The sequence below is a fragment of the Phyllobacterium sp. SL163 genome (assembly GCF_049896885.1).
Classification (GTDB): domain Bacteria; phylum Pseudomonadota; class Alphaproteobacteria; order Rhizobiales; family Rhizobiaceae; genus Phyllobacterium; species Phyllobacterium calauticae.
The window spans coordinates 325,671-346,219 of sequence record NZ_JAFCVE010000001.1; the positions used below are offsets into that span (position 1 = coordinate 325,671).

Consider the following 20,549-nt stretch of genomic DNA (forward strand, 5'->3'; position numbering starts at 1 on the left):
TGCGAAAGGGGGGATGCGCGTTTGGATGGCCGCTGTCTGCATTACAGCTATGCGGATGTAACGGTTCTCGGGCGGTCCCGCGCGCGGCAAATCCGGGAATTTGCCGCGCGCTTGGTCAAAGAAGCGTGCCGGAAAGAAAGACCAGCGCAATCGAGAAATAGATCACCAGCCCGGTCACATCGACGAGTGTGGCCACGAAGGGTGCGGAGGCACTGGCAGGGTCGAACCCGATCTTCTGCAGGATGAAGGGCAGCATGGAGCCGACGAGCGAACCGAAGGTCACGATGCCGATCAGGGCGGCGCCGACTGTCGCTGCAATCAGCATCCAGTGCGGGCCGTAATTGTAAAGGCCGGCCATCTGCCATGTGGTGATGCGGATAACGCCGATCAGGCCGAGGAAAGACCCAAGCGCCAGGCCGGTTGGCAGTTCCCGCAGCGCAACGCGCCACCAATCCTTCAGGCGCAGTTCCTGCAATGCCAAGGCACGGATCAGCAGGGATGTGGCCTGGGAGCCGGAATTGCCGCCTGAACTCATGATCAAAGGAATGAACAGGGTGAGAACCACGGCCTTTTCCAGTTCGCCCTCGAAATACTGCATGGCGCTGGCGGTCAGCATTTCGCTGAGAAACAGCACGCCGAGCCAGCCGGCGCGCTTGCGCAGCATCTGGACGAACCCGATCTGCATGTAGGGCTTGTTAAGCGCCTCCATACCACCGAATTTCAGGGTATCCTCGGTCATTTCCTGGGTCATGGCGTCGATCACATCATCGACGGTCACGATGCCGATGATGTGATTGTCGTCATTCACCACGGGAACGGCGAGCAGATCGTGCTTGCGGAACAGCCGGGCCACGTCTTCCTGATCAGTGAGCGGACCAACCGTGACCGGTGCCACGTCGCGGCCAACGCTCATGATGGAGTCGTTCGGTTCGCTGGTGATCAGGCGGCGCAGGGCGACGGCGCGCCGCAAACCCTTGGTCTTCGGATCGGTCACATAGATCGCATAGATCGTTTCGCGCGAGCGTTCCACCTCACGAATGTGCTGAAGCGTTGCAGCGACGCTCCAGTTGGCGGGAACGCTGACGAATTCCGTCGTCATCAGGCTGCCGGCCGTATGGGGCGGGTAATGCAGGAGTTTGCGCAGCGCTGCCTTGGTTTCCTGGCCGAGGCTGGCGGCAAGACGAATGCGGGTTTCGTCGTCGAACTGCTGGAAAATATCCGTCACGCGGTCTGCCGACATGGCATCGAGCAATTCCCGCGCAATGACGGGGGGAAGTGCGGTGATAATCTCGGCGGACGAATGGAGTTCCGGCTGATCCAGAATCAGAACCGCGTGATCCCGCGGCATTTCTGCCAGAATGCCGACTGCATCCTCGACATCGAGCTCATTGAGCAATTCGACAGCATCAGCAGCCTGCATGGACGCAAGCTGTTCAGCCACATTGGATGCCGTTGCCAAATCAGCATTGGCTGCATCCTGGTTCAAGCGAAGGTCGTTCATTTTAGCTCGCCTTTCCGTCGATCCGCCGTCATGGCTGATCGGGGCGAGCTGATCTCTTGAAATCAGGCCACGATCGCCGATGACGGCGCAAACAATCGACTGTAACTGTCGTCGCTGGGCATAAGAGATAGACTCCGGTTTGGTGATACGCGGTTGAAAATATATCAGCTGCGTGCTGCCATTTGGTCCCCTCTGCGGGGAAAGTCAACCCCCCGGAAATTATGCCGCAGGGCGCTGATTTGCTGCTGTTTCAGCCGGCTTGCCTGGCGGGGTGCCAGACGCTTCACGCCTTCACTTTTGCGTTGTGCGGATCATAGAGCGGTTCGAGATGGATCGCGGCGGGAAAGCGCTCATTGGCGACGACAAGTTCATAGGTTCCCCCGGTCAGAAAGCCATCCGTGACACCCTCGGCATGGCGCACATAGCCGAAGCCGATGGGTTTGCCGAGCGTATAGCCAAAGCCGCCGCTGGTCAGATACCCGACCGCCTCGCCATTGCGCAGGATTGTTTCGCGCCCGAGGAGAACCACGTCCTCGCTCGTAACGGTAAAGCCGACGAAGCGCTTTTTGAGTGGTGCTGCCTGAATGGCCTCGCTGGCCTTCCGGCCGAGAAATTCCGTATCCTTGCGCAATTTGACGGCCCAGCCCAGTCCAGCCTCGAAAGGCGAGTCATTGGGCGTGATGTCGGCACCCCACGCACGGTAACCCTTTTCCAGCCGCAGGGATTCCAATGCCCGGTATCCGACCGGCTTGATACCGAAATCGGCACCGGCCTGCATCAGGGCATCGAAGACGGCGCCGGTCGCGGCAATCGGGATGTGCAGTTCCCAGCCGAGTTCGCCGACATAGGTGACACGCAGGGCGCGGACCATTGCTCCGGCAATGGTGATTTCCCTGACGTGACCGAAGGGGAAGGCGCTGTTGCCGACATCGGTATCCGTGACACGGGCGAGAACATCCCGCGCCTTTGGCCCCATCAGGGAAAGCGTGCCGAAATGCTCGGTGATATCGGTGAGACGCGCGTCCAGCCCTTCGCCGATATGTTCCCTGATCCAGGCAAAGTCATGGGTGCGGAAACCGGTGCCAGTGACGATATAGAACTTGTCTTCGGCAAGCCGCGCGACCGTGAGATCGCACTCAATGCCGCCGCGCGTGTTGAGAAGCTGTGTATAGGTCAGGCGCCCGACAGGCTTGGCGACATCATTGGCGCAGATGTAGTCCAGTGCCTTTAACGCGTCCTTGCCCGTCAGTTCATACTTGGCAAATGACGACTGGTCGAAAATGCCGACGTTTTCACGCACCAGCGCATGTTCCTTGCCGACCTGGTCAAACCAGTTCTGCCGGCCCATGGAATAGACATCAACGGGCTCTGTTCCCGCCGGCGCGAACCAGTTGGGCCGCTCCCATCCAAGCTTTGAACCGAAGACCGCGCCATGCTCCTGCAGTCGCTTGTAGAGCGGCGAGACGATGGCTGGCCGCCCGGACGTATATTCCTCGTGCGGGAAGCCGATCGTGTAATGCTTGCCATAGGCCTCCAGCGTGCGGTCTCGGACCCATTCACGGTCGCGATGCAGATTGGAAAAGCGCCTGATGTCGACGGTCCACAGATCGAGCGGCGCTTCGCCATCGATGACCCACTGCGCGAGGACCCAGCCGGCACCGCCGCCCGAGGCGATACCGAAGGCGTTGAAGCCTGCGCCGACAAAAATGTTGGAGCATTCCGGAGCCCGGCCAAGGATGAAATTACCGTCCGGCGTGAAACTCTCGGGGCCATTGATCATCTGTTTGACGCCGACGGTTTCGAGCGCGGGAATACGTTCGATGGCCTGCAGCATATGCTGCTCGAAATGATCGAAATCGTCGTCGAACAGGCGGAACTGCCAGTCGTCCGGCACATCGCCAGTCACCCAGCCCTGCGGATTGGGCTCATAACCGCCCATGACCAGCCCACCAACCTCCTCCTTGAAATAGGTACGACGGTCAGGATCGCGGATTGTCGGCGCATTGGAGGACAGGCCGTCGATCTTTTCCGTGATGATATACTGGTGCTTGACGGGTTGCAGCGGCACGTTGATCCCCGCCATCGCCCCCACCTGCCTCGCCCATTGGCCAGCGCAGTTGACGACCTTTTCGCAGGCGATGTCCCCCTGATCCGTCTTGACCTTGATGATGCGCTCGCCGTCCATCTCGAAGCCGGTTACGCGGATGTTTTCGATGAGTTTCGCGCCGTTCATGCGGGCGCCGCGCGCCAGCGACTGGGTGATGTCGGACGGGCTTGCCTGCCCGTCTGTCGGCAACCAGCTTGCGCCCACCAGATCGTCGACCCGCATCAGCGGCCACATGGCCTTGACCTCCCCAGGCGAAAGCAGGTGCATCTCCATGCCGAAGCTGCCGGCGGTCGTCGCGAGCCGGCGGAACTCGGTCCACCGGTCTGGATTGGTGGCAAGGCGCAGGCAGCCGGTCATTTTCCAGCCCGTTGCCAAACCGGTTTCTTCGTCGAGGCGCTTATAGAGATCAACGGAGTATTTCAGGACGCGTGTGATCGATGCGGAGGAGCGCAACTGACCGACCAGGCCCGCCGCGTGCCAGGTGGAGCCTGATGTGAGTTGCCCCTGTTCGAGCAGAACGACATCGGCCTTGTGATCTTTGGCGAGATGATAGGCGGTGGAGCAGCCGATGATGCCGCCGCCGATGACGACGATCTGGGCGTGACTGGGCAGGGTCATGATTTGTTTCCATAGGTGGTTCGAAACCGGTCGAGCGCCTGATCCAGCCGCTCCAGATTTTCGTGGGTATAGGCGACGTAGTCGACGCCGGGTGCGTTGAGATACAATTCCGATACCATCGCCCACATTGCCTCGCGCAGCAGCGAAGCACATTGCATGGCGGCATGAGCACGTTTCAGCGCGTAATTCGGCGCAGCCCCGAAATAGGCAGTGAGAAGCACGTCCGATTCGTCATCGCTCAGGCCCGCATTGGAGGCGATGCCGGCGAGATCGAACATGGCCGTGGAAAATCCGGCGTATTCGAAGTCGATCAGCCAGAGGCGATTGCCGTCATCGAGGATATTGGCAGGCAAAAGGTCATTGTGGCTGAAGATGATCGGCAAGGGTATCTGTGCCGCCTCCATCTCCGCGGCCAAGGCGAGGTAGTCGTCCAGGTGGCCGGCCATGCGGCTCCTGCCGTCCTTCAGGGTGCGGGCATAATCGCGGATCACGTGGAACACCCAGAACATGAAACCGGGGCCGGTGACGTGCTCCGGCATTGCCGTGTGAAATCGCCGGATCAGCTCTGCAACACCCACAATGTTGGCGCGCACGTCCTGGGAATCGTAGGTTTTCGCCCCGAGAAACGCCGATACCATGATGCCGTCATCCGCATGAAACAGTTCCGGCGCGAAACCGGCCCGATGGGCGGCCTTTGCCGTCATCGCTTCGCGGTCACGGAAGACATGGTGAAAGGGATAATCCTTGCCGAAGCGCACCACATATTTGCGGGTGTCATCTTCGACGACATAGCTCTCATTGCTGATTCCGCCTTTGAGCATCGATATCCGGATGTTGCCATGCCAAAGCGGCAAGGCAGCAATTCGAGCTTCACTGGTCTGGGTCTGCGGCATGGGGCAATCCAGAAAACAAGGGCCCGGATTGGGCGCTCACTGCAGCAAATCTCATCCGCATGTCTGGCGTTGTCAATCCAGATTTGTGAGATTTTGTGGTTTTTATGACTGCTTTGCAAAGTTTATGTGGTATTAATATCGGAAAGTGCGTGAACTTGCGGGATTGAAGAGGTGTTTGATGAGTTCCAAACGGCGTGGCGAGATTGCCAGAGTGCTGCAGGACGAGGGCACAATCTCGATTGCAGATCTCGCGCAAAGACTGGGTGTCTCGCTTGAAACGATCCGGCGCGACGTCAAGCCCCTGACGGATGAAGGGGTGATCGTGCGCACCCACGGCGCCGTGGGATTGCCGCAGCATCTGGGGGAGGCACCGTTCGAGCGGCGCATGCGGGAGAACGCCAGCGCCAAACGGGCAATTGCCCGGTATGTGGCGGGCACGATCCGCAGCGGAGACTCGATCATGCTCGATACAGGGACGACCACCAGCTTTCTGGCGCGCGAACTCCTGCACCACCGTAACCTGACGGTCGTGACCAATTCATCCGATATTGCCCGGACGCTGGCGACCGTCAACGGCAACAAGGTGTTCATGGCGGGAGGCGAATTGCGCAGCGACAATGGCGCGGCATTCGGGGCTTTTGCCATCGACTTTGTCAGCCGGTTCAACGTTGCCCATGCGATCATCTCAATCGGCGCTATCGACGCGACGCACGGGTTGATGGACTATAATCTGGAGGAGGCCGAGTTCGCGCGCATGGTCCTGTCACGCGGCGGACGTTCGGTTGTGGTAACCGACGCTTCCAAGTTCGGCCGGCATGGTCTCGTTCAGGTCTGCGATTTCACCGGTTTCGACGAGTTGGTGACGGATTCATCCCCTCCCGCCGATATTCTGCAGGCGCTTGGCCGGGCCGGAGCCAAGGTCAACATCGTCGGTGAAGGCGCTCGGCAAGAAACGGGTGGCGGTCAAGTCGCGGGCGGATAAAATCACCCGGGTGAGTCGGGAGAGGATCGTGACAAAGACCCTGCATTACAGGCATATACAGACACCCATCGGTCCCATGATCGCCATGGCGAATGATGAGGGGCTGTCTCTGCTGGAATTCGCCGACCGGCCGGCGCTGCCCGCGGAGCTCAACGAGCTGGAGCAGCGCTATCGCTACACGATCATACCGGGCGAGCATCGCTATCTCGATCAGATCGACGGGGAAATGACCGCCTATTTCAACGGCGTGCTCACGCGGTTCGAGACGCCGCTGTTTTTGCCTGCCACACCGTTTCAGCGCACGATATGGTCGATGCTTCTCGCCATTCCCTACGGCGAAACGCGGACCTATGGCGGCATGGCGCAGGCGCTTGGCAGGCCGAATTCGAGCCGGGCTGTGGGCGGAGCGAACGGGCAGAACCGCATCGCTGTTGTCGTTCCCTGTCACCGGATCATTGGCGCAGACGGATCGCTGACCGGCTATGGCGGCGGCCAGCCGCGCAAGCGCTTCCTTCTCGATCTCGAACATCGGATTGCGGCGCAGATATCCGGACAACCGGTGTTTCACCCGATCACGGCGCAGGGAAGCTTTCTTTAAACAAGGATTCCGGTTGCGAAACGCGGTTCGTGCAGCAGTCGGTCGAGCAGGACCAGTGCCTGTTCCAGTCTGGGCCTGTTCGGCGCCGCACCCAATGACAACCGCACCGCTTCGAGGTGCGTGGGTGCTATGCTGAAGGCCGAAGCGGGGACGATGCCGATGCCGGACCGGCGGGCCAATGCGGAGAATTCCGCAGCACTCCACTGAACCGGCACATCGAGCCACAGGTGATGCCCCGCGGGATGGGCGGCAAAATGCCAGTCCTTCAGCACTTTCCGTGCAATTGCCTGCCGGGCGCTGCTTTCCTCACGAATGGCCGCGGCGATCCCGTAAAGACTGCCATCATTGATCCAGGCGGTGGCGATGGCCATCAGCAGCGGCGATGCGGTGGGGTTGCTGGCGCGCAGGCTGGATGCGAGTTTCAGCACATCCAGCGCGGAAGGACAGACTACATAGGCGACACGCAACGCCGGCGTGACACATTTCGACAGCGTGGCGATGTGCCAGGTGATGTCGGGCGCTATCGAGGCGATGGCCGGCAGCGACGCATCGAGAAGTTCCGCATAGGGGTCATCCTCGATGATCATCACGTCATTGCGCTGGGCAATGCTGACGATGATCTGGCGGCGCGAAAGCGGCATTGTCACTGTCGTCGGATTGTCGATGGACGGGCAGAGGTAGATCGCCTTCGGTTTCAGGGTTCTGCAGCAACTCTCGAACACATCGGGAATGATACCGTTCCTGTCCATGGCGAGCGGGTGCAGAGGAATGTCGAGCGCCGAGCACACGGATTTCAGGCCGGGATAGGTCAGGGTTCCGGTGCAGATGGAGCCGCGCCCTGCCAGAAGGCCGCAAATGGCAAAGAGCGCACTTTGGGCACCGCCTGCGACCAGCAGCCGGTCGGCCGACGGGGCTGCGCCAAAACGCGGTGCCAGCCATTTTGTCCCGGCGGCCCGCGCCGCTTCCGTCCCGGCGCTTTCCTGGTAGCTGAGGAAATGGCTTGAAGCGCCGTTGAGCACATGGCTGACACCGTGGATCAAGTGGGTGTGGATATCCGCTTCCGGGGGCTGCGGCGGAATGATCATGGTGAGGTCGAGATCCGTCAGAAGCGACGCCATGCCCTGGACCGGCGATGTCAGGGCACCCTTTATGATCGTGCCTGAACCGACTTTCGCTTCAATGAGGTCGAGGCGGCGCGCTTCGGTCATCGCGCGCGTGACTGTGGTCAGATCGATGCCAAGCTCTTTTGCAATCGCGCGCTGCGGCGGCAGCGCATCGCCGGGTTTGAGAATGCCGGAACCAATGTCTGCGACCAGCGCATCGACAATCCCCTGATGCTTGTAGCGGGAACTGGCGGCGATACGGGGTTTCCAGGTGGCCATGATGGACTCTTTGTATGGGCTTAAGCCATACAATTACCCATGATCTGCCATTAGGACAAGGACAAACGGTCCGTGTGACAAAGCGTCATGCTTGTTTATCCACATACAATCCGTATATTTCTTTCAGATAGTATGCTGATTGTATGTGTTTTTACAAAAAATAGCATACAATGGGCTTCACTCGAAAGGCATCAGCCATGTCACAGACAGGCCACTACCACCCTACCGACAATCCGATGAAGACCGGCATTCTCGGTCGTTGTCCGCAATGTCAACAGGGACGGCTGTTCCACGGATTTCTGAAGCTTGCGCCCTCCTGCGAGGTTTGCGGGCTCGACTATGCCTTTGCCGATCCGGCAGACGGTCCGGCGTTTTTTGCCATGACCATCGTGGCTGTTCCAGCCATGCTGTTCGCGCTGTGGCTGCAGACGACCTACGAAGTCTCAATCTGGGTACATCTGTTCACCACACTGCCCCTGACCCTGTTCGGCAGTCTTATCCTGCTGCGGCCGCTGAAGGGCTGGCTGGTATGTTCGCAATTCTTCCACAAGGCGGAAGAAGGCCGCCTGGTGCGCAAGGGCGAACAGTAAGAACAGCCCAGGCAAATAGGCCGGGGCCGTTCCCGTCGATCAGGTGTTGGCGCCGCCGTCGATCGTCAGCGACGTGCCGTTGATGAAACGGCCTTCCTCACCGGCGAGAAATGCCACGAGACCGGCAATGTCCCTGGCTTCGCCGAAACGCGGAATGGCCATACGGGCGCGCTGGCCTTCGGCATGATCGCCATCCGCAGGATTCATATCGGTATCCGTCGAGCCGGGATGAACGATGTTGGCGGTAATCTCCCGCGGTCCGAGATCGCGCGCCAGAGCCTTGGTCAGCCCGATCAGAGCAGCCTTGCTGGTCGAATAGGCGATCAGGCCCGGGAATGGCACGATTTCCGCCAGGTTGCTGCCGATGCTGATGATGCGCCCGCCAGCGGGCATGAATGCAGCGGCTGCCTTTGCCGCCACAAAACTCGCCCGGACGTGAATCGCCATCACCCGGTCGAATTCTTCCAGTTCCAGTTTATCGACAGTGTCCATCGTATAGACCCCGGCGCTGTTCACAAGAATGTCCAGCCGCCCAAGTCTGGCGTGGGCTTCATTGACCGCACGCTCAACAGCCTTCGCATCGAGATTGTCCGCCTTGATGGCGATTGCCCGGCGTCCAAGCGTCTCGATGGCCTTGACCGTCGCATCCGCCTTGTCCGGGGCGCTGGTGTAGGTGATGGCGATATCGGCACCGTCTTCGGCCAGTTTGAGGGCAATGGCTGCACCGATACCACGGCTTCCGCCGGTGATGAAGGCGACTTTAGGAGAGAGGCGAGACATCGATTTTCCTTTATGTAATGATTGATACATAAATAACTGCCACTCTTGCGCCGAAGCGTCAAGCGATTTATGTATTGATTGTTACAAAAGGAGATTGCCATGTTGCCGAAGGGCCGGCCCCGTGCCTTTGACCGTGATGCTGCGCTGGAACGCGCGATGCGCGTTTTCTGGCAGAAAGGCTATGACAGCGCTTCCATGAGCGATCTGACCGAGGCCATGCAGATCAACGCGCCAAGCCTTTATGCGGCCTTCGGCAGCAAGGCCGGCCTGTTCAGAGCGGCGGTGGAGCTCTACACCGGTCAGGTCGGGCAGCGCATCAAGAACGCTTTGCCGACAGCGGCGACGGCAAAGGAAGGTATTGCCGATTTTCTCAAGCAGACCGCAATTTCGCACACGCATCCCGGCCAGCCGCATGGATGCATGGTCGTGTTGGGGGCGCTGCATGGTGAGGCGGGTACGGACACACCGTGTTCCCTTTTGCGCGAGCGCCGCCTCGAGAATGTAACGCTTTTGCGCGAGCGGTTGGAACGCGGGGTGCGCGAAGGCGAGCTTTCCGCAAAGGCCGATCTGCAGCAGATCGCAGAGTTCTACGCCACCGTACAGCATGGGATGTCGATCACCGCCCGCGACGGGGCAACGCTGGATCAGCTGGTGAAAACCGCACATGCGGCCATGGCAGCCTGGGAGGGGCTGACGGCAACCCCGGGATAGAATGATCGAAGACCGGCCTTCGTCAGGATTTAGACGGTCGCGGATGCGGGATTGTGATGCCCTTCGTGTTCTCCTCGTCCCAATTCTACGCCGGGGCGTTCGACAAACAAATGAACGGCCAGGGCCCAAAGCACCAGACTGACAAGAACGCCGAGGATGGCAATCCAAAAATTGACGTCGGACGCCATCGCAAAATCGCGGAAGGGCTGGGCGGCAAACAGCGCATACAGAACCAGCCCCTGCATCATGTAAACCGCATAGCTGATTTCGCCGAGCCTGATGCAAGGCTTTGCAATGAGGAATCCGAATAAATCTGCGCCGCTGATCAGAAAATAAAATGCGAGGCCGAGAAGCAACGCTACCTCCGGCCGGTAAGCGCTGCCGTAAAGCAATATAATGGCAATCAGGCATCCGGCGCACAGGACGGATAAAACAAACTTTGGCAGCTTGAGCAGATAGCCGGAGGCCTCGAGCGAAGCGCTGACCATCCCACAGGCAAAGAAAACGTAAAGGACCAGGGTCGAACTGCCGCTCATGAGAGCGAGAGCCAGTGCCGTCAACAATGTCACGATCGCAAAAGGCAGATGGGTGCGCGCCTGTCTGGCGAAGATGGCTAGAGCAGGCAAAGCAAAATAGAACTGCCATTCATATTGCAGCGTCCACGTAACGCCTGCCAAAATTGTTGCTGAACTCGGTTCATCGTTCATCCCGGTGAACGGAAAGATTCCGATGGCCATGTTTTGGATGATCTGAAGAAGGTATTGCGACAGCGGTATCTTCAGGACACCGCCGGACTTCCAAAAGATAATTGCGACAGCGAGAGAAACTGCCAGGCAATAAACGGGCGCAAGCCTGAAAAATCTGCCCTTCATCAGTTCAGCAAAGTCCAGACGTCCCTTTGAGCGGACAATTTTCGCCCAGAATAAATAGCCGGTTATCATGAAAAAACATGCAACACTGACCTGCCCGATAAGCGTGTAGAACCGTGAGGGTGGAGCCTGCCATACACCCGACCGGATGAACTGATAGTAAATTACGGAATGGTGGATCGCCACTCCCAGCGCGAGAAACCCGCGGACACCGTCAATGGCATTCACACGAACCGCCGTCGATTTGAAGCCGGCCCGATCAAAGCCCGGAAGATATGTCAAAAGCATCAGTAGGGCGAGGCACACGAATGTCGGCCAAATCGAATATACGGTCATGAATGTACCCGCGTAATACTTGATCCAAGCACCCTGTGGTGGCTGGTTGTGATGCGTGAGAGATGATTGCCGTCAAACGGCAAAGAGGTGGGTAAATGATGTATCGGGCGTTCGCTGTTTTTTAAAGTCGTGTTCTTTCTTTGCAAGCGCAAAAACAAAAACGGGCGGCTGTGAGCCACCCGTTTTGCAGTCTTGCGATGCGGTAAAGCTTACTCGCTGGCAGCAGCTTCTTCAGCAGGTGCTTCGGCAGCGGCCTTGGCGGCTTCTTCAGCGGCCTTTGCAGCTTCAGCTTCAGCGGCAATCTTTGCCTTCGCGTCTTCTTCGGCCTGCTTGGCCATGGCAACGCGTTCCTGAGCCTTCTTGCCCGGAAGACCCTTTTCAGGGTTGCTGCGCGTGTCGCGCTTGGCAATGCCAGCCTGATCGAGGAAGCGCAGAACGCGGTCGGTTGGCTGCGCGCCGTGGCCGATCCAATGCTGGATGCGGTCAGCGTCGAGCTTGACGCGATCGCCGTCCTTGGGAAGCATCGGGTTCCATGCGCCAACCGTTTCGATGAAACGGCCATCGCGTGGGGCACGAACGTCAGCAATGACGATGTGGTAGTAAGGGCGCTTCTTGGAGCCGGCACGTGCCAGGCGGATTTTCAGTGACATGGGGTATTCTCCTGTTGGTTAGTTCGCGGCGTTTTCTTTGGCCGCAGTTGTTTCGTGATGTCTGATCACTTCCTTGACGATGAAGTTGAGAAACTTCTCGGCAAAATCCGGGTCGAGGTCGGCCGACTGGGCGAGGGCGCGCAGACGTTCGACCTGTTGTTTTTCGCGCGCGGGATCAGCGGCTGCGAGGCCGTTTTTGGCCTTCAGCACACCCACGGCTTTGGTGCAGCGGAAACGTTCCGCCAGCATGTGGATCAGCGCCGCATCGATATTGTCGATGGAGGCACGCAGTTCGAGCAATTCTTTTGGCAGAGAGGAAGACGTCATGATTATCCCTTCTTCTTCGGCAGGCCGGGAAGCCCGCCACCAAGGCCGGGCAAGCGCGGGAGGCCGCCGCCCAAACCACCACCGAGGCCACCCGGAAGACCGGGAAGACCACCACCCTTACCGAAGCCTGCGGCTTCCGCCTGCTTCTGCAAGGCCTCAAGCTGTTTCGGGTCCATCTTCGAGAGGTCAGGCATGCCGCCCATACCACCCATGCCGCCGAGACCCATCTTGGCACCAAGGCCGCCCATCATCTGTTTCATGATGCCGCCTTTGCCCTTGCCGCCCATCGCCTTCATCATATCCGCCATCTGGCGGTGCATTTTGAGAAGCTTGTTGATATCGGCGGCATTGGTGCCGGAGCCCTTGGCGATGCGCTGCTTGCGCGAATGTTTGAGCAAATCCGGATTGGTGCGCTCGGCCGCAGTCATGGAGGAAATGATCGCGAGCTGGCGCTTGAAGATGGAATCATCGAGGCCGGCTGCGGCCATCTGATCCTTCATCTTGCCCATGCCGGGCATCATGCCCATGATGCCGCCCATGCCGCCAAGCTTCTGCATCTGGCCGATCTGGTCTGCCAGATCGTTAAGATCGAACTTGCCGGACTGCATCTTCTTGGCCATCGCCGCGGCTTTTTCCGCGTCGATGTTTTCAGCTGCCTTCTCGACCAGCGAAACGATGTCGCCCATGCCGAGAATGCGGTCGGCGATACGGCGGGGGTAGAACTCCTCCAGCGCATCCATCTTTTCGCCGGTGGCAATCAGCTTGATCGGCTTGCCGGTGACGGCGCGCATCGAAAGCGCGGCACCGCCGCGGCCGTCGCCGTCCATGCGTGTCAGGACGAGACCGGTGATGCCGACGCGCTCGTCAAAGGAGCGGGCGAGGTTGACGGCGTCCTGACCGGTCAGCGCATCGGCGACGAGCAGGATTTCGTGCGGATTGGCCTTTTTCCTGATGTCGGCCATTTCGACCATCAGAGGCTCGTCAATATGCGTGCGGCCCGCAGTATCGAGAATGACGACGTCATGGCCGCCAAGCTTGGCAGCCTGCACGGCGCGTGCGGCGATCTCGACCGGTGTCTGGCCGGCGATGATCGGCAGCGTGTCGACGCCGGTCTGCACGCCGAGCTGGCGCAACTGTTCCTGGGCGGCTGGACGGCGCGTGTCGAGCGACGCCATCAGCACTTTCTTCTTCGACCGTTCGGTCAGGCGCTTGCCGATCTTGCCCGTCGTGGTGGTTTTACCGGAGCCTTGCAGACCAACCATCATGATGACGACGGGCGCCGGGGCATTCAGGTCAATGGTGACGCCTTCCGCGCCGAGCATGTCAACGAGTTCGTCATGGACGATCTTGACGACCATCTGGCCAGGCTTGATGCTTTTCAGAACTTCGGCACCAACCGCCTTGGCGCGAACCTTGTCCGTGAATGAGCGGACAACATCGAGGGCAACGTCAGCTTCGATGAGGGCCCGGCGCACTTCGCGCAAAGCCGCCGCGACGTCGGCATCCGACAACGCGCCACGGCCGGTCAGGCCATTCAAAATCGAACCTAGTCGTTCCTGTAAGCTCTCAAACATCCGTTTTCCTTTATCCTTCCGGGAACCGTTTCCCCGAGAGGTAAGCATCCTCCGCGCCAAAGCCCATAGTTAAAATGCGGCTCAAAGCAAAATTGCACCCGAGGGCGCATCGCGCTGTCGGGTGTTGACCTCCGGGATCGTCGAACCCTTGCGGGGTCCCGGTCGGCTGCTCGGAGTTTGGAACTCGTCGCGGATTGATGGGCGCCTTAAACAGGAAATGCGGCTCAAAGTCAAGACAAGGGCATCAAGCGCGCTTTTTCAATCCTGCCGCTTCGCGCAAGGCCTCGTCGATGCGGCTCTGCCAGCCGGGACCGCCGGAACGGAAATAATCGAGCACGTCGGGGCTGAGACGGATGGAAACTGGCGTCTTGGTGATATCCGCGACCGGCCTGCCCGGCCTGCGCTTGCTCAATTCGGTAATGAGCACCGTGTCCGGATCCTCCAGCGCAGCCTTGGTCAGTGCTGCATCTTCTTCGGGAGTAAGCGACTCAGCACAGGCTTTTGCCGCTGCGATGGCTTCTTCACGGGTCTTCGGCTTATAAACCCGCTGTGAAACGGTCATGGTTACCAATCCGGTTTTCGGATCGAAAGCAATGTGCGTACCTGAGGTATCCAGTTTCTTATTGGGCATAATCATTTGCCTCCTTCCGAGACGCTCTGAGTAATGAAATAACGCGAATGGATGTTCCTCTAAATAATTAATGTATATACGAAAATACAGGTAGCTGGGCTGGAAAATTGCGGCCATTTTACAATGAAAGTGGAACGGTGCTGCTTATCAATACGTCTAACGCGGTCGCCGAATCAGGTTGTATGCAGCAATTCTAGGTTGTGACGAGCCCAGTGCTTATGGGCTCGCTCACGGTCTTCAAAATGCCTTCGAATAGCGTCAAAAGCCCAAAACCGGGTCAAAATAAACGGAATTGACGCGGTTTCGCCAAATGTCGCCGGATTCTGCCAGATGACAGCGGATCAGAAAAATGGCAGATAGGTTCAAAGAAGATTCAACTTTTAAGGAGATTTCCATGGCATTTGTTGCCAAAGCCAGGTTTTTTGCAGGAGTCGCCGCAGCGGTTTTTCTGACCGCAGGTGCGGCGCAGGCCGCCGCCCAGTGCGGCAACAACTCCGCCGGATTTCCGGCATGGGTTCAGCAGTTCAAGCAGGAAGCCCAATCGCAAGGGATCGGCAGCAAAGGCCTCAACGCGCTCAACAACGTGACCTATTCCACGAAGACGATCGCGCTGGATCGCAATCAGAAGAGCTTCAAGTACTCGCTCGAAAAGTTCCTGCAGGTTCGCGGCGGCCAGACCATCGTCTCGCGCGGCAAGAAGCAGAAGGCGCAGAATGCGGCGCTCTTTGCCAGCATCGAAAAGCGTTATGGCGTGCCAGCCGGCCCGATCATCGCCATCTGGGGCATGGAAACGGGCTTTGGCGCCTATATGGGTGACCAGCACACCCTGTCTGCCGTATCGACGCTTGCCTATGACTGCCGCCGCAGCGACTACTTCCGCCAGCAGCTTTATGCGGCTTTGAAGCTGATCGATCATGGTGATCTGGCACCCGATGCGCGCGGTGCTTTGCACGGCGAAATCGGCCAGACCCAGTTCATGCCCGCCAACGTGCTGAAGTACGGTGTCGATGGTGATAGCAGCGGTCACATCGACATGGTGCGCTCCAAGGCCGACGCCCTGGCATCCACTGCAAATTTCCTGGTTGGTCATGGCTGGCAGCGGGGCGCCGGCTATCAGCAGGGCGAGCCCAATTTCGCAGCGATTCAGGGTTGGAATGCCGCTACGGTTTACCAGCAGGCGATCGCGATCATGGGTGCGCAGATCGACGGCAAATAAGGCCTTTCTTCCGCTCCATCACGTTCAAGAGGCCGGTGTGTTCGCACCGGCCTTTTGTTTAGAAGCCTTCACAGGTCTCGCCGATGGCGCCTTGGGCACTGGCGCTGATCTTGCCATCGCGGAAGCTGAACATCTCACGCGTATAGGTGGTGTTTTCGGGGAATTCGTAGCAGACGAGCATGGTCATCCTGCCGTTCTCCATCCCCTCAAGCCGATGCTTCACCTTGGTGTCTTTTGCCGCACTCTCCCATTCGGTGAGTGAAGCGAGGAATTCGCTTTTGTTCAGTTCGACTTCCTGGTCTTCCAGCACAATTGTTGCATCATCCGTCAGAAGATCGGCGAATTCGGCCCGGTCAACCGTTGCAAGCGCCTTGTACCAGCGCTCGACAAGAATCTCTGGTGCATCCTCGGCAAGCGAAGGCACCACGAAGCTGAAAAGCAGCGCGACGGCGATCACCAGTTTCCGCATGGGCTACTGTCCCGGCTGCAGGTCGACCAGTTCAGGGTCCGGGCGCAGGAAATCCCCGGTTTCAGGGTTCATCACCCAAAGCTCGCCGGTCGAGATATCGAACCAGGCACCATGCAGGGTGAGGCGTCCCTTCTTTTCCAGGATATCGACACAGGGAAAGCTGCGCAGGTTCCTTAGGGAGTAACGGATGGAAATGCGCTCCAGCGCCGTCTGGCGCTCGAACGGGGTCATCAGTTCATTCGCAGCGATGGATTCCGCGGCCGGTGCCACAAGGCTCATCCATTTGCCGATGAAATCACCGGGTGAGAGCGGCTTGCTTTCCGTATCGAGCGCCGCCTTGATGCCGCCGCAACGGCCATGCCCCAGAACGACGATATTTTTCACCTTGAGGCTTTGCACGGCAAATTCGAGCGCGGCCGATGTCGCGTGGTACTCGCCGTCAGGCTCATAGGGCGGCACCAGATTGGCGACATTGCGGATGACGAAAATCTCGCCGGGGCTGGTGTCGAAAATGATTTCGGGGGCGGCGCGGGAGTCGCAGCAGGCGATTACCAGCGTTTCAGGGGTTTGGCCTTGTTCGGCCAACTGGCGGTAGCGCAGGGTTTCATTGGCATAACGCTGCGCCATGAAGGTGCGATAACCGGTGAGCAGTCTCTCAGGAAGCATGGTCATGATGGTGCATTAATCCCGATTGAAAGGAAGATCAATTGGTCTTGTGTCGGTAGACGCAATGCTGAAATGCGAGACCCCAGAATAGGGCCATTTCACGGCATGTCACCGGAATTGCGGAACCACGCCCCGTGTCGAAACGGCGCAGGTCAGGCCCGGATGCCTTTGCTCGGGTGCGTAAGGCGGCGCATCTGGATCATTGCCATCGGGCTGGACAGGCTGGAAGCATCCGCTTCCAACATCAATTCATCGGCGCCGCGCTTGGCCGAACGCGCCATGATCTCAAAGACCGACGCGGTCGTCCGCTGCAAAATCTGCTCGTGGTCGAGGCCAGCCAGCATGCGCGCCAGGAAGAGTGCCGACGTCAGGTCGCCGAGCCCGTTCGTCGGACCGGTGACAAGGCGGTGCTCTGCCAGCATGGCGAAGGAATGGGTGACCAGAAGATTTCCCGTGCCACCAGCCAGCATCGGATGGGCCGAGGTTACCAGCATCGTGCCGGGGCCGGCATGCAGCGCCGCCTGCATGATCGACTTGTTGTCGGGAAGGTCGGCTCCGGCGAGCCAGGCCAATTCGAAACGGTTGGGCGTGGAGATATCGGCGAGAGGCATCAGTTCATCGCGAATGCCGATGGCCGTGGCTTCAGGAACATAAAGGCCTTTCGTGTCGCCGATCACGGGATCGCAGAGGTAAAGCACATCCTTGTTCTGGCTTTTGACCTTCTTGACGAGGCGGGCGACGGATGCTGCCTGCGCGGCATTGCCGAGATACCCTGTCATGATGGCGCGCACTTCGCCCAGCCATGGCGCGCGCTCCAGATCGGCGATCAGATCGTCGAACTGCTGGGGTTCCGGCACAATGCGCTTGGCTGGCCCGTGCCCGGGATGCCATGGCAAGACGACCGTGGGTACGGCCCAGACCGGATGTCCGAGAGTCTCAAGCGCAAACACCGCCGCACGGTTGCCAACGGAACCGCGCACCACGTGGCTTGAAATGACGATGACAGCATTGGACGAGGGAGCAACAGAACCGGTCATGGGAATACTCGTAAAGGAGTTCGGAAAAGCGGGATGAGTGTGCAGACTCAGCTTTTGCCGGTAACAGAACTGATCAACCAGATAAACATGGCGAGCAATACAAGCAATCCCAGAAACCGGCCGATGCGTGTCCCCCAGATTTCTATCGGATCGCTGGCATCGGCATCTTGCGCGGTGAAATGCCCCTTGGTTCTGGCAACGGTGCGGTCGATCACGGTTCCGCTGCCGGCATTGGACTCGTGGTTGACGCGTTCCAGAATCCGCGCCGATTCTGTTACAGTCTGACGTTCTTTGTCATTGGCAGCCATGGCGATTCCGCTTGATCCCTGTTGCAAGGCAGCATAGCGCTTTGCCAGTTCCTTTTGCAGCAAAAAATGGCTACGCTCAACCTGCTTCGTTCCAAAACGGCCAGCCGGTCGGGAAAATGAGTGTTGAGGAGAGGGTTTTATGCAGAAAATGGCGTCGTCGTCCGGCTTTTTGCCACGCAATGTTTTTTCGGTTCTTGCGCTTGCCATCCTCGTGCCGCTGCTTTCCGCATGCGGCTTCAATACAATTCCGACCAATGAAGAGCAGGCCAAGGCCGCATGGAGCGAGGTGCTCAACCAGTATCAGCGCCGCGCAGACCTGATCCCGAATCTGGTCGAAACCGTCAAAGGTTATGCGGCTCAGGAAAAGGATGTGCTGACATCCGTGGTCGAGGCACGCGCCAAGGCGACGTCGGTGCAGGTGACGCCCGATACGCTGAAGGACCCCAATGCATTCAAGGCCTTCCAGGACAATCAGGCCAATCTCACCGGCGCCCTGTCGCGGCTTCTGGCGGTTGTCGAAAACTATCCCGACCTCAAATCCAACCAGAACTTCCTGGCATTGCAATCGCAGCTGGAAGGTACGGAAAACCGCATAGCCGTTGCCCGCCGTGATTATATCGAGGCGGTGCGCGTTTATAACACCTCGCTGAGAACCATGCCGACGATCATCTGGACGTGGATCTGGTACACCGGCAGCCAGCCCTATCAAACCTTCACCATCGACGATTCCGCCAAGCAGACGCCTCAAGTCAAATTCTAGGCTTTCAGAATGCGCACCATGCGCCAAAGCGCGGTCAATACGATGCGACGTCCCATCTTGATGCGGATTTCGCATGGTCTGCTGTTGATTCCGGTTCTGCTTGGGCTGCTGCTGGGCGGCGCCTTTGCGGCTGCGCTGCCGGCCCTGACGGGGCGCGTGGTCGACGGCGCAAATGTCATCGATGCGGCAACGCAGGATGCCATCACCCAGAAGCTGGCGGCATTCGAGGCGAAGTCATCCGACCAGGTCGTCGTCGTGACGATTCCAAGCCTTGATGGAGAGGCGATCGAGCCCTATTCCAACCGGCTTTACCGCGCCTGGGCGCTTGGCCAGAAGCAGGAAAACAACGGCGTCCTTCTGGTCGTCGCTCCCAGTGACCGCAAGGTGCGTATTGAGGTCGGCTATGGGCTGGAAGGAACGCTGACAGATCTGTTGTCTAGGCTGATCATCGAGAATGCCATTATTCCGGGCTTCCGTTCGGGCGACTATTCCGGCGGCATAGCACGGGGGGTCGACGATATACTGACCGTGCTCTCCGGCGATTCAGCCGAACTCCAGGCACGGGCAAAGCGGAATATCCAGAAGGAATCCTCCAACATCGACTGGTTCGGGGTGATTTTCATCTCGATCTGGGTGCTGATCTTCTTCGGTGGTTTCGGCATGGCGATCATGGCATCGGTTTTCGGCCAGAAGATCGGGCCCGGCCGTTACAAATGGCTTGGCATGACCATCGATACACGATCCTCCTCGGGCGGCGGTTCCGGCGGAGGATGGTCATCGGGTGGTGGCGGTTGGTCTTCCGGTGGCGGCGGGGGCGGCGGCTTTTCCGGCGGTGGCGGTTCGTCCGGCGGCGGCGGCGCTTCGGGAAGTTGGTAGGAGAGAGCATGTCAATGATGAGCGACGAGGATCACGCCCGCATTGCCGAGGCGATCCGTGATGCGGAAAGCCGGACCAGCGGCGAAATCTACGCGGTGCTCGCTCGCCGCAGCGACAGCTATTTCTTCGTCGCCGGTTTTGTGGTCACCGTTGCCATCCTCATTGCAGCCGTCGTGGTCGCACTTGCGGCACACTGGTACTGGTTCACGATTTCACTGCCGCTGTTTGGACTGGCCATTCTCGCGGCGTTTCTCACCGCTATCCTGCTGATCCGGCTGGTCCCCGGCCTTGGCATGCTGTTCGTGCCCAAGCGCATTCTCTATCGGCGCGCGCACCTCAATGCGGTTCAGCAATTCCTGGCGCGCAATGTTCACCTGACGGAAAAGCGCACCGGCATTCTGCTCTTCGTGTCGCTCGCCGAGCATTATGCGGAGGTCGTGGCAGACGCGGGCATCAATGCGCGCGTGCCGCAGGAGGAATGGAACGGCATTGTCGCAATCCTGACAAACCATGCGGCGCTGGATGATCATGCCTCCGGCTTCCTCAAGGCCATTCGGCATGCGGGGCAATTGCTTGAAACACACTTTCCGGCAGGTCCCGACAACGTCAACGAGCTCGATGACCATCTGGTGGAACTGTAGCCGGTCCAAATGTCATGCGAATTTTAC

The 20,549-nt window shown here is 59.0% G+C and carries 22 protein-coding genes; 8 read left to right on the plus strand and 14 right to left on the minus strand.

Features of this window, described 5'->3' with window-relative positions; translation table 11 throughout:
- Nucleotides 1–115: 115 nt before the first annotated feature.
- The 3 genes from mgtE to ACP7B1_RS01635 all read right to left on the minus strand — a co-directional run bounded on the left by mgtE (nucleotide 116) and on the right by ACP7B1_RS01635 (nucleotide 5,119).
- On the minus strand, nucleotides 116–1,501 hold the full coding sequence (gene mgtE / locus ACP7B1_RS01625) for a magnesium transporter (RefSeq protein WP_346305183.1): 1,386 nt from the start codon (nucleotides 1,499–1,501) through the stop codon (nucleotides 116–118).
- A gap of 283 nt (nucleotides 1,502–1,784) precedes the next feature.
- The gene (locus ACP7B1_RS01630; RefSeq protein WP_346305182.1) at nucleotides 1,785–4,226 is read right to left on the minus strand and encodes an FAD-dependent oxidoreductase; all 2,442 of its coding nucleotides are present in this window, start codon (nucleotides 4,224–4,226) and stop codon (nucleotides 1,785–1,787) included.
- Nucleotides 4,223–5,119, minus strand: a complete 897-nt coding sequence (locus ACP7B1_RS01635; protein ID WP_346305181.1) for a phosphotransferase — start codon at nucleotides 5,117–5,119, stop codon at nucleotides 4,223–4,225. Before ACP7B1_RS01635 ends, ACP7B1_RS01630 begins: the two co-directional genes overlap by 4 nt.
- A 175-nt stretch (nucleotides 5,120–5,294) precedes the next feature.
- On the opposite strand from ACP7B1_RS01635, the gene ACP7B1_RS01640 reads away from it, so the two are divergent.
- Nucleotides 5,295–6,101: a DeoR/GlpR family DNA-binding transcription regulator gene (locus tag ACP7B1_RS01640; RefSeq protein ID WP_346305180.1), complete on the plus strand. Its 807-nt coding sequence runs from the start codon at nucleotides 5,295–5,297 to the stop codon at nucleotides 6,099–6,101.
- A gap of 28 nt (nucleotides 6,102–6,129) precedes the next feature.
- The gene (locus tag ACP7B1_RS01645) at nucleotides 6,130–6,699 is read left to right on the plus strand and encodes a methylated-DNA--[protein]-cysteine S-methyltransferase (protein ID WP_346305179.1); all 570 of its coding nucleotides are present in this window, start codon (nucleotides 6,130–6,132) and stop codon (nucleotides 6,697–6,699) included.
- On the opposite strand, the gene ACP7B1_RS01650 is transcribed toward ACP7B1_RS01645, so the two are convergent.
- Nucleotides 6,696–8,081 (minus strand): PLP-dependent aminotransferase family protein, encoded by a 1,386-nt coding sequence (locus tag ACP7B1_RS01650; RefSeq protein ID WP_346305178.1) that lies wholly within the window; start codon nucleotides 8,079–8,081, stop codon nucleotides 6,696–6,698. The genes ACP7B1_RS01645 and ACP7B1_RS01650 overlap by 4 nt on opposite strands.
- A 197-nt stretch (nucleotides 8,082–8,278) precedes the next feature.
- Here ACP7B1_RS01650 and ACP7B1_RS01655 point away from each other — a divergent pair, with 197 nt between their 5' ends.
- Nucleotides 8,279–8,671: a DUF983 domain-containing protein gene (locus tag ACP7B1_RS01655; RefSeq protein WP_223613838.1), complete on the plus strand. Its 393-nt coding sequence runs from the start codon at nucleotides 8,279–8,281 to the stop codon at nucleotides 8,669–8,671.
- Between the two features lie 39 nt (nucleotides 8,672–8,710).
- Here ACP7B1_RS01655 and ACP7B1_RS01660 read toward each other — a convergent pair whose 3' ends face one another.
- Nucleotides 8,711–9,451: an SDR family oxidoreductase gene (locus ACP7B1_RS01660; protein ID WP_346305177.1), complete on the minus strand. Its 741-nt coding sequence runs from the start codon at nucleotides 9,449–9,451 to the stop codon at nucleotides 8,711–8,713.
- A 99-nt stretch (nucleotides 9,452–9,550) separates the two neighbouring features.
- Between ACP7B1_RS01660 and ACP7B1_RS01665 the strand changes: the two genes are divergently transcribed.
- Nucleotides 9,551–10,162, plus strand: a complete 612-nt coding sequence (locus ACP7B1_RS01665) for a TetR/AcrR family transcriptional regulator (RefSeq protein WP_346305176.1) — start codon at nucleotides 9,551–9,553, stop codon at nucleotides 10,160–10,162.
- Between the two features lie 29 nt (nucleotides 10,163–10,191).
- On the opposite strand, the gene ACP7B1_RS01670 is transcribed toward ACP7B1_RS01665, so the two are convergent.
- From ACP7B1_RS01670 to ACP7B1_RS01690, 5 genes are all read right to left on the minus strand, one after another.
- Nucleotides 10,192–11,367, minus strand: a complete 1,176-nt coding sequence (locus ACP7B1_RS01670; protein ID WP_346305175.1) for an acyltransferase — start codon at nucleotides 11,365–11,367, stop codon at nucleotides 10,192–10,194.
- 209 nt (nucleotides 11,368–11,576) lie between these two features.
- The gene (gene rpsP, locus ACP7B1_RS01675; RefSeq protein ID WP_105734266.1) at nucleotides 11,577–12,017 is read right to left on the minus strand and encodes a 30S ribosomal protein S16; all 441 of its coding nucleotides are present in this window, start codon (nucleotides 12,015–12,017) and stop codon (nucleotides 11,577–11,579) included.
- An 18-nt stretch (nucleotides 12,018–12,035) separates the two neighbouring features.
- Nucleotides 12,036–12,344: a chorismate mutase gene (locus ACP7B1_RS01680; protein ID WP_223613835.1), complete on the minus strand. Its 309-nt coding sequence runs from the start codon at nucleotides 12,342–12,344 to the stop codon at nucleotides 12,036–12,038.
- A 2-nt stretch (nucleotides 12,345–12,346) separates the two neighbouring features.
- Nucleotides 12,347–13,918, minus strand: a complete 1,572-nt coding sequence (gene ffh, locus ACP7B1_RS01685) for a signal recognition particle protein (RefSeq protein WP_346305174.1) — start codon at nucleotides 13,916–13,918, stop codon at nucleotides 12,347–12,349.
- A gap of 244 nt (nucleotides 13,919–14,162) precedes the next feature.
- Complete coding sequence (locus ACP7B1_RS01690; RefSeq protein ID WP_346305173.1) at nucleotides 14,163–14,549, minus strand: BrnA antitoxin family protein; 387 nt, start codon at nucleotides 14,547–14,549, stop codon at nucleotides 14,163–14,165.
- Between the two features lie 394 nt (nucleotides 14,550–14,943).
- Between ACP7B1_RS01690 and ACP7B1_RS01695 the strand changes: the two genes are divergently transcribed.
- Nucleotides 14,944–15,765 (plus strand): lytic murein transglycosylase, encoded by an 822-nt coding sequence (locus tag ACP7B1_RS01695; protein ID WP_346305172.1) that lies wholly within the window; start codon nucleotides 14,944–14,946, stop codon nucleotides 15,763–15,765.
- A gap of 58 nt (nucleotides 15,766–15,823) precedes the next feature.
- On the opposite strand, the gene ACP7B1_RS01700 is transcribed toward ACP7B1_RS01695, so the two are convergent.
- The 4 genes from ACP7B1_RS01700 to ACP7B1_RS01715 all read right to left on the minus strand — a co-directional run bounded on the left by ACP7B1_RS01700 (nucleotide 15,824) and on the right by ACP7B1_RS01715 (nucleotide 18,425).
- Nucleotides 15,824–16,234, minus strand: a complete 411-nt coding sequence (locus ACP7B1_RS01700; RefSeq protein ID WP_346305171.1) for a nuclear transport factor 2 family protein — start codon at nucleotides 16,232–16,234, stop codon at nucleotides 15,824–15,826.
- A 3-nt stretch (nucleotides 16,235–16,237) separates the two neighbouring features.
- Nucleotides 16,238–16,906: a carbonic anhydrase gene (locus ACP7B1_RS01705; protein WP_346305170.1), complete on the minus strand. Its 669-nt coding sequence runs from the start codon at nucleotides 16,904–16,906 to the stop codon at nucleotides 16,238–16,240.
- 146 nt (nucleotides 16,907–17,052) lie between these two features.
- Complete coding sequence (pdxY, locus tag ACP7B1_RS01710) at nucleotides 17,053–17,937, minus strand: pyridoxal kinase PdxY (protein ID WP_223613828.1); 885 nt, start codon at nucleotides 17,935–17,937, stop codon at nucleotides 17,053–17,055.
- A 47-nt stretch (nucleotides 17,938–17,984) separates the two neighbouring features.
- Nucleotides 17,985–18,425 carry a hypothetical protein gene (locus ACP7B1_RS01715; protein ID WP_346305169.1) on the minus strand — a complete coding sequence of 147 codons (441 nt, stop codon included), beginning with the start codon at nucleotides 18,423–18,425 and terminating at the stop codon, nucleotides 17,985–17,987.
- On the opposite strand from ACP7B1_RS01715, the gene ACP7B1_RS01720 reads away from it, so the two are divergent.
- From ACP7B1_RS01720 to ACP7B1_RS01730, 3 genes are read left to right on the plus strand one after another with little or no spacing between them, the layout of a single operon-like run.
- Entirely contained in the window at nucleotides 18,385–19,005 is a 621-nt protein-coding gene (locus ACP7B1_RS01720; RefSeq protein ID WP_403180184.1) for a LemA family protein, read from the plus strand. The two genes, ACP7B1_RS01715 and ACP7B1_RS01720, sit on opposite strands and share 41 nt — an antisense overlap.
- Nucleotides 19,006–19,065: 60 nt before the next feature.
- Nucleotides 19,066–19,881 carry a YgcG family protein gene (locus ACP7B1_RS01725; protein WP_346305199.1) on the plus strand — a complete coding sequence of 272 codons (816 nt, stop codon included), beginning with the start codon at nucleotides 19,066–19,068 and terminating at the stop codon, nucleotides 19,879–19,881.
- Between the two features lie 8 nt (nucleotides 19,882–19,889).
- Nucleotides 19,890–20,522, plus strand: coding sequence for a TPM domain-containing protein (locus tag ACP7B1_RS01730; protein WP_346305168.1), 633 nt, complete (start codon nucleotides 19,890–19,892; stop codon nucleotides 20,520–20,522).
- Nucleotides 20,523–20,549 lie beyond the last annotated feature (27 nt).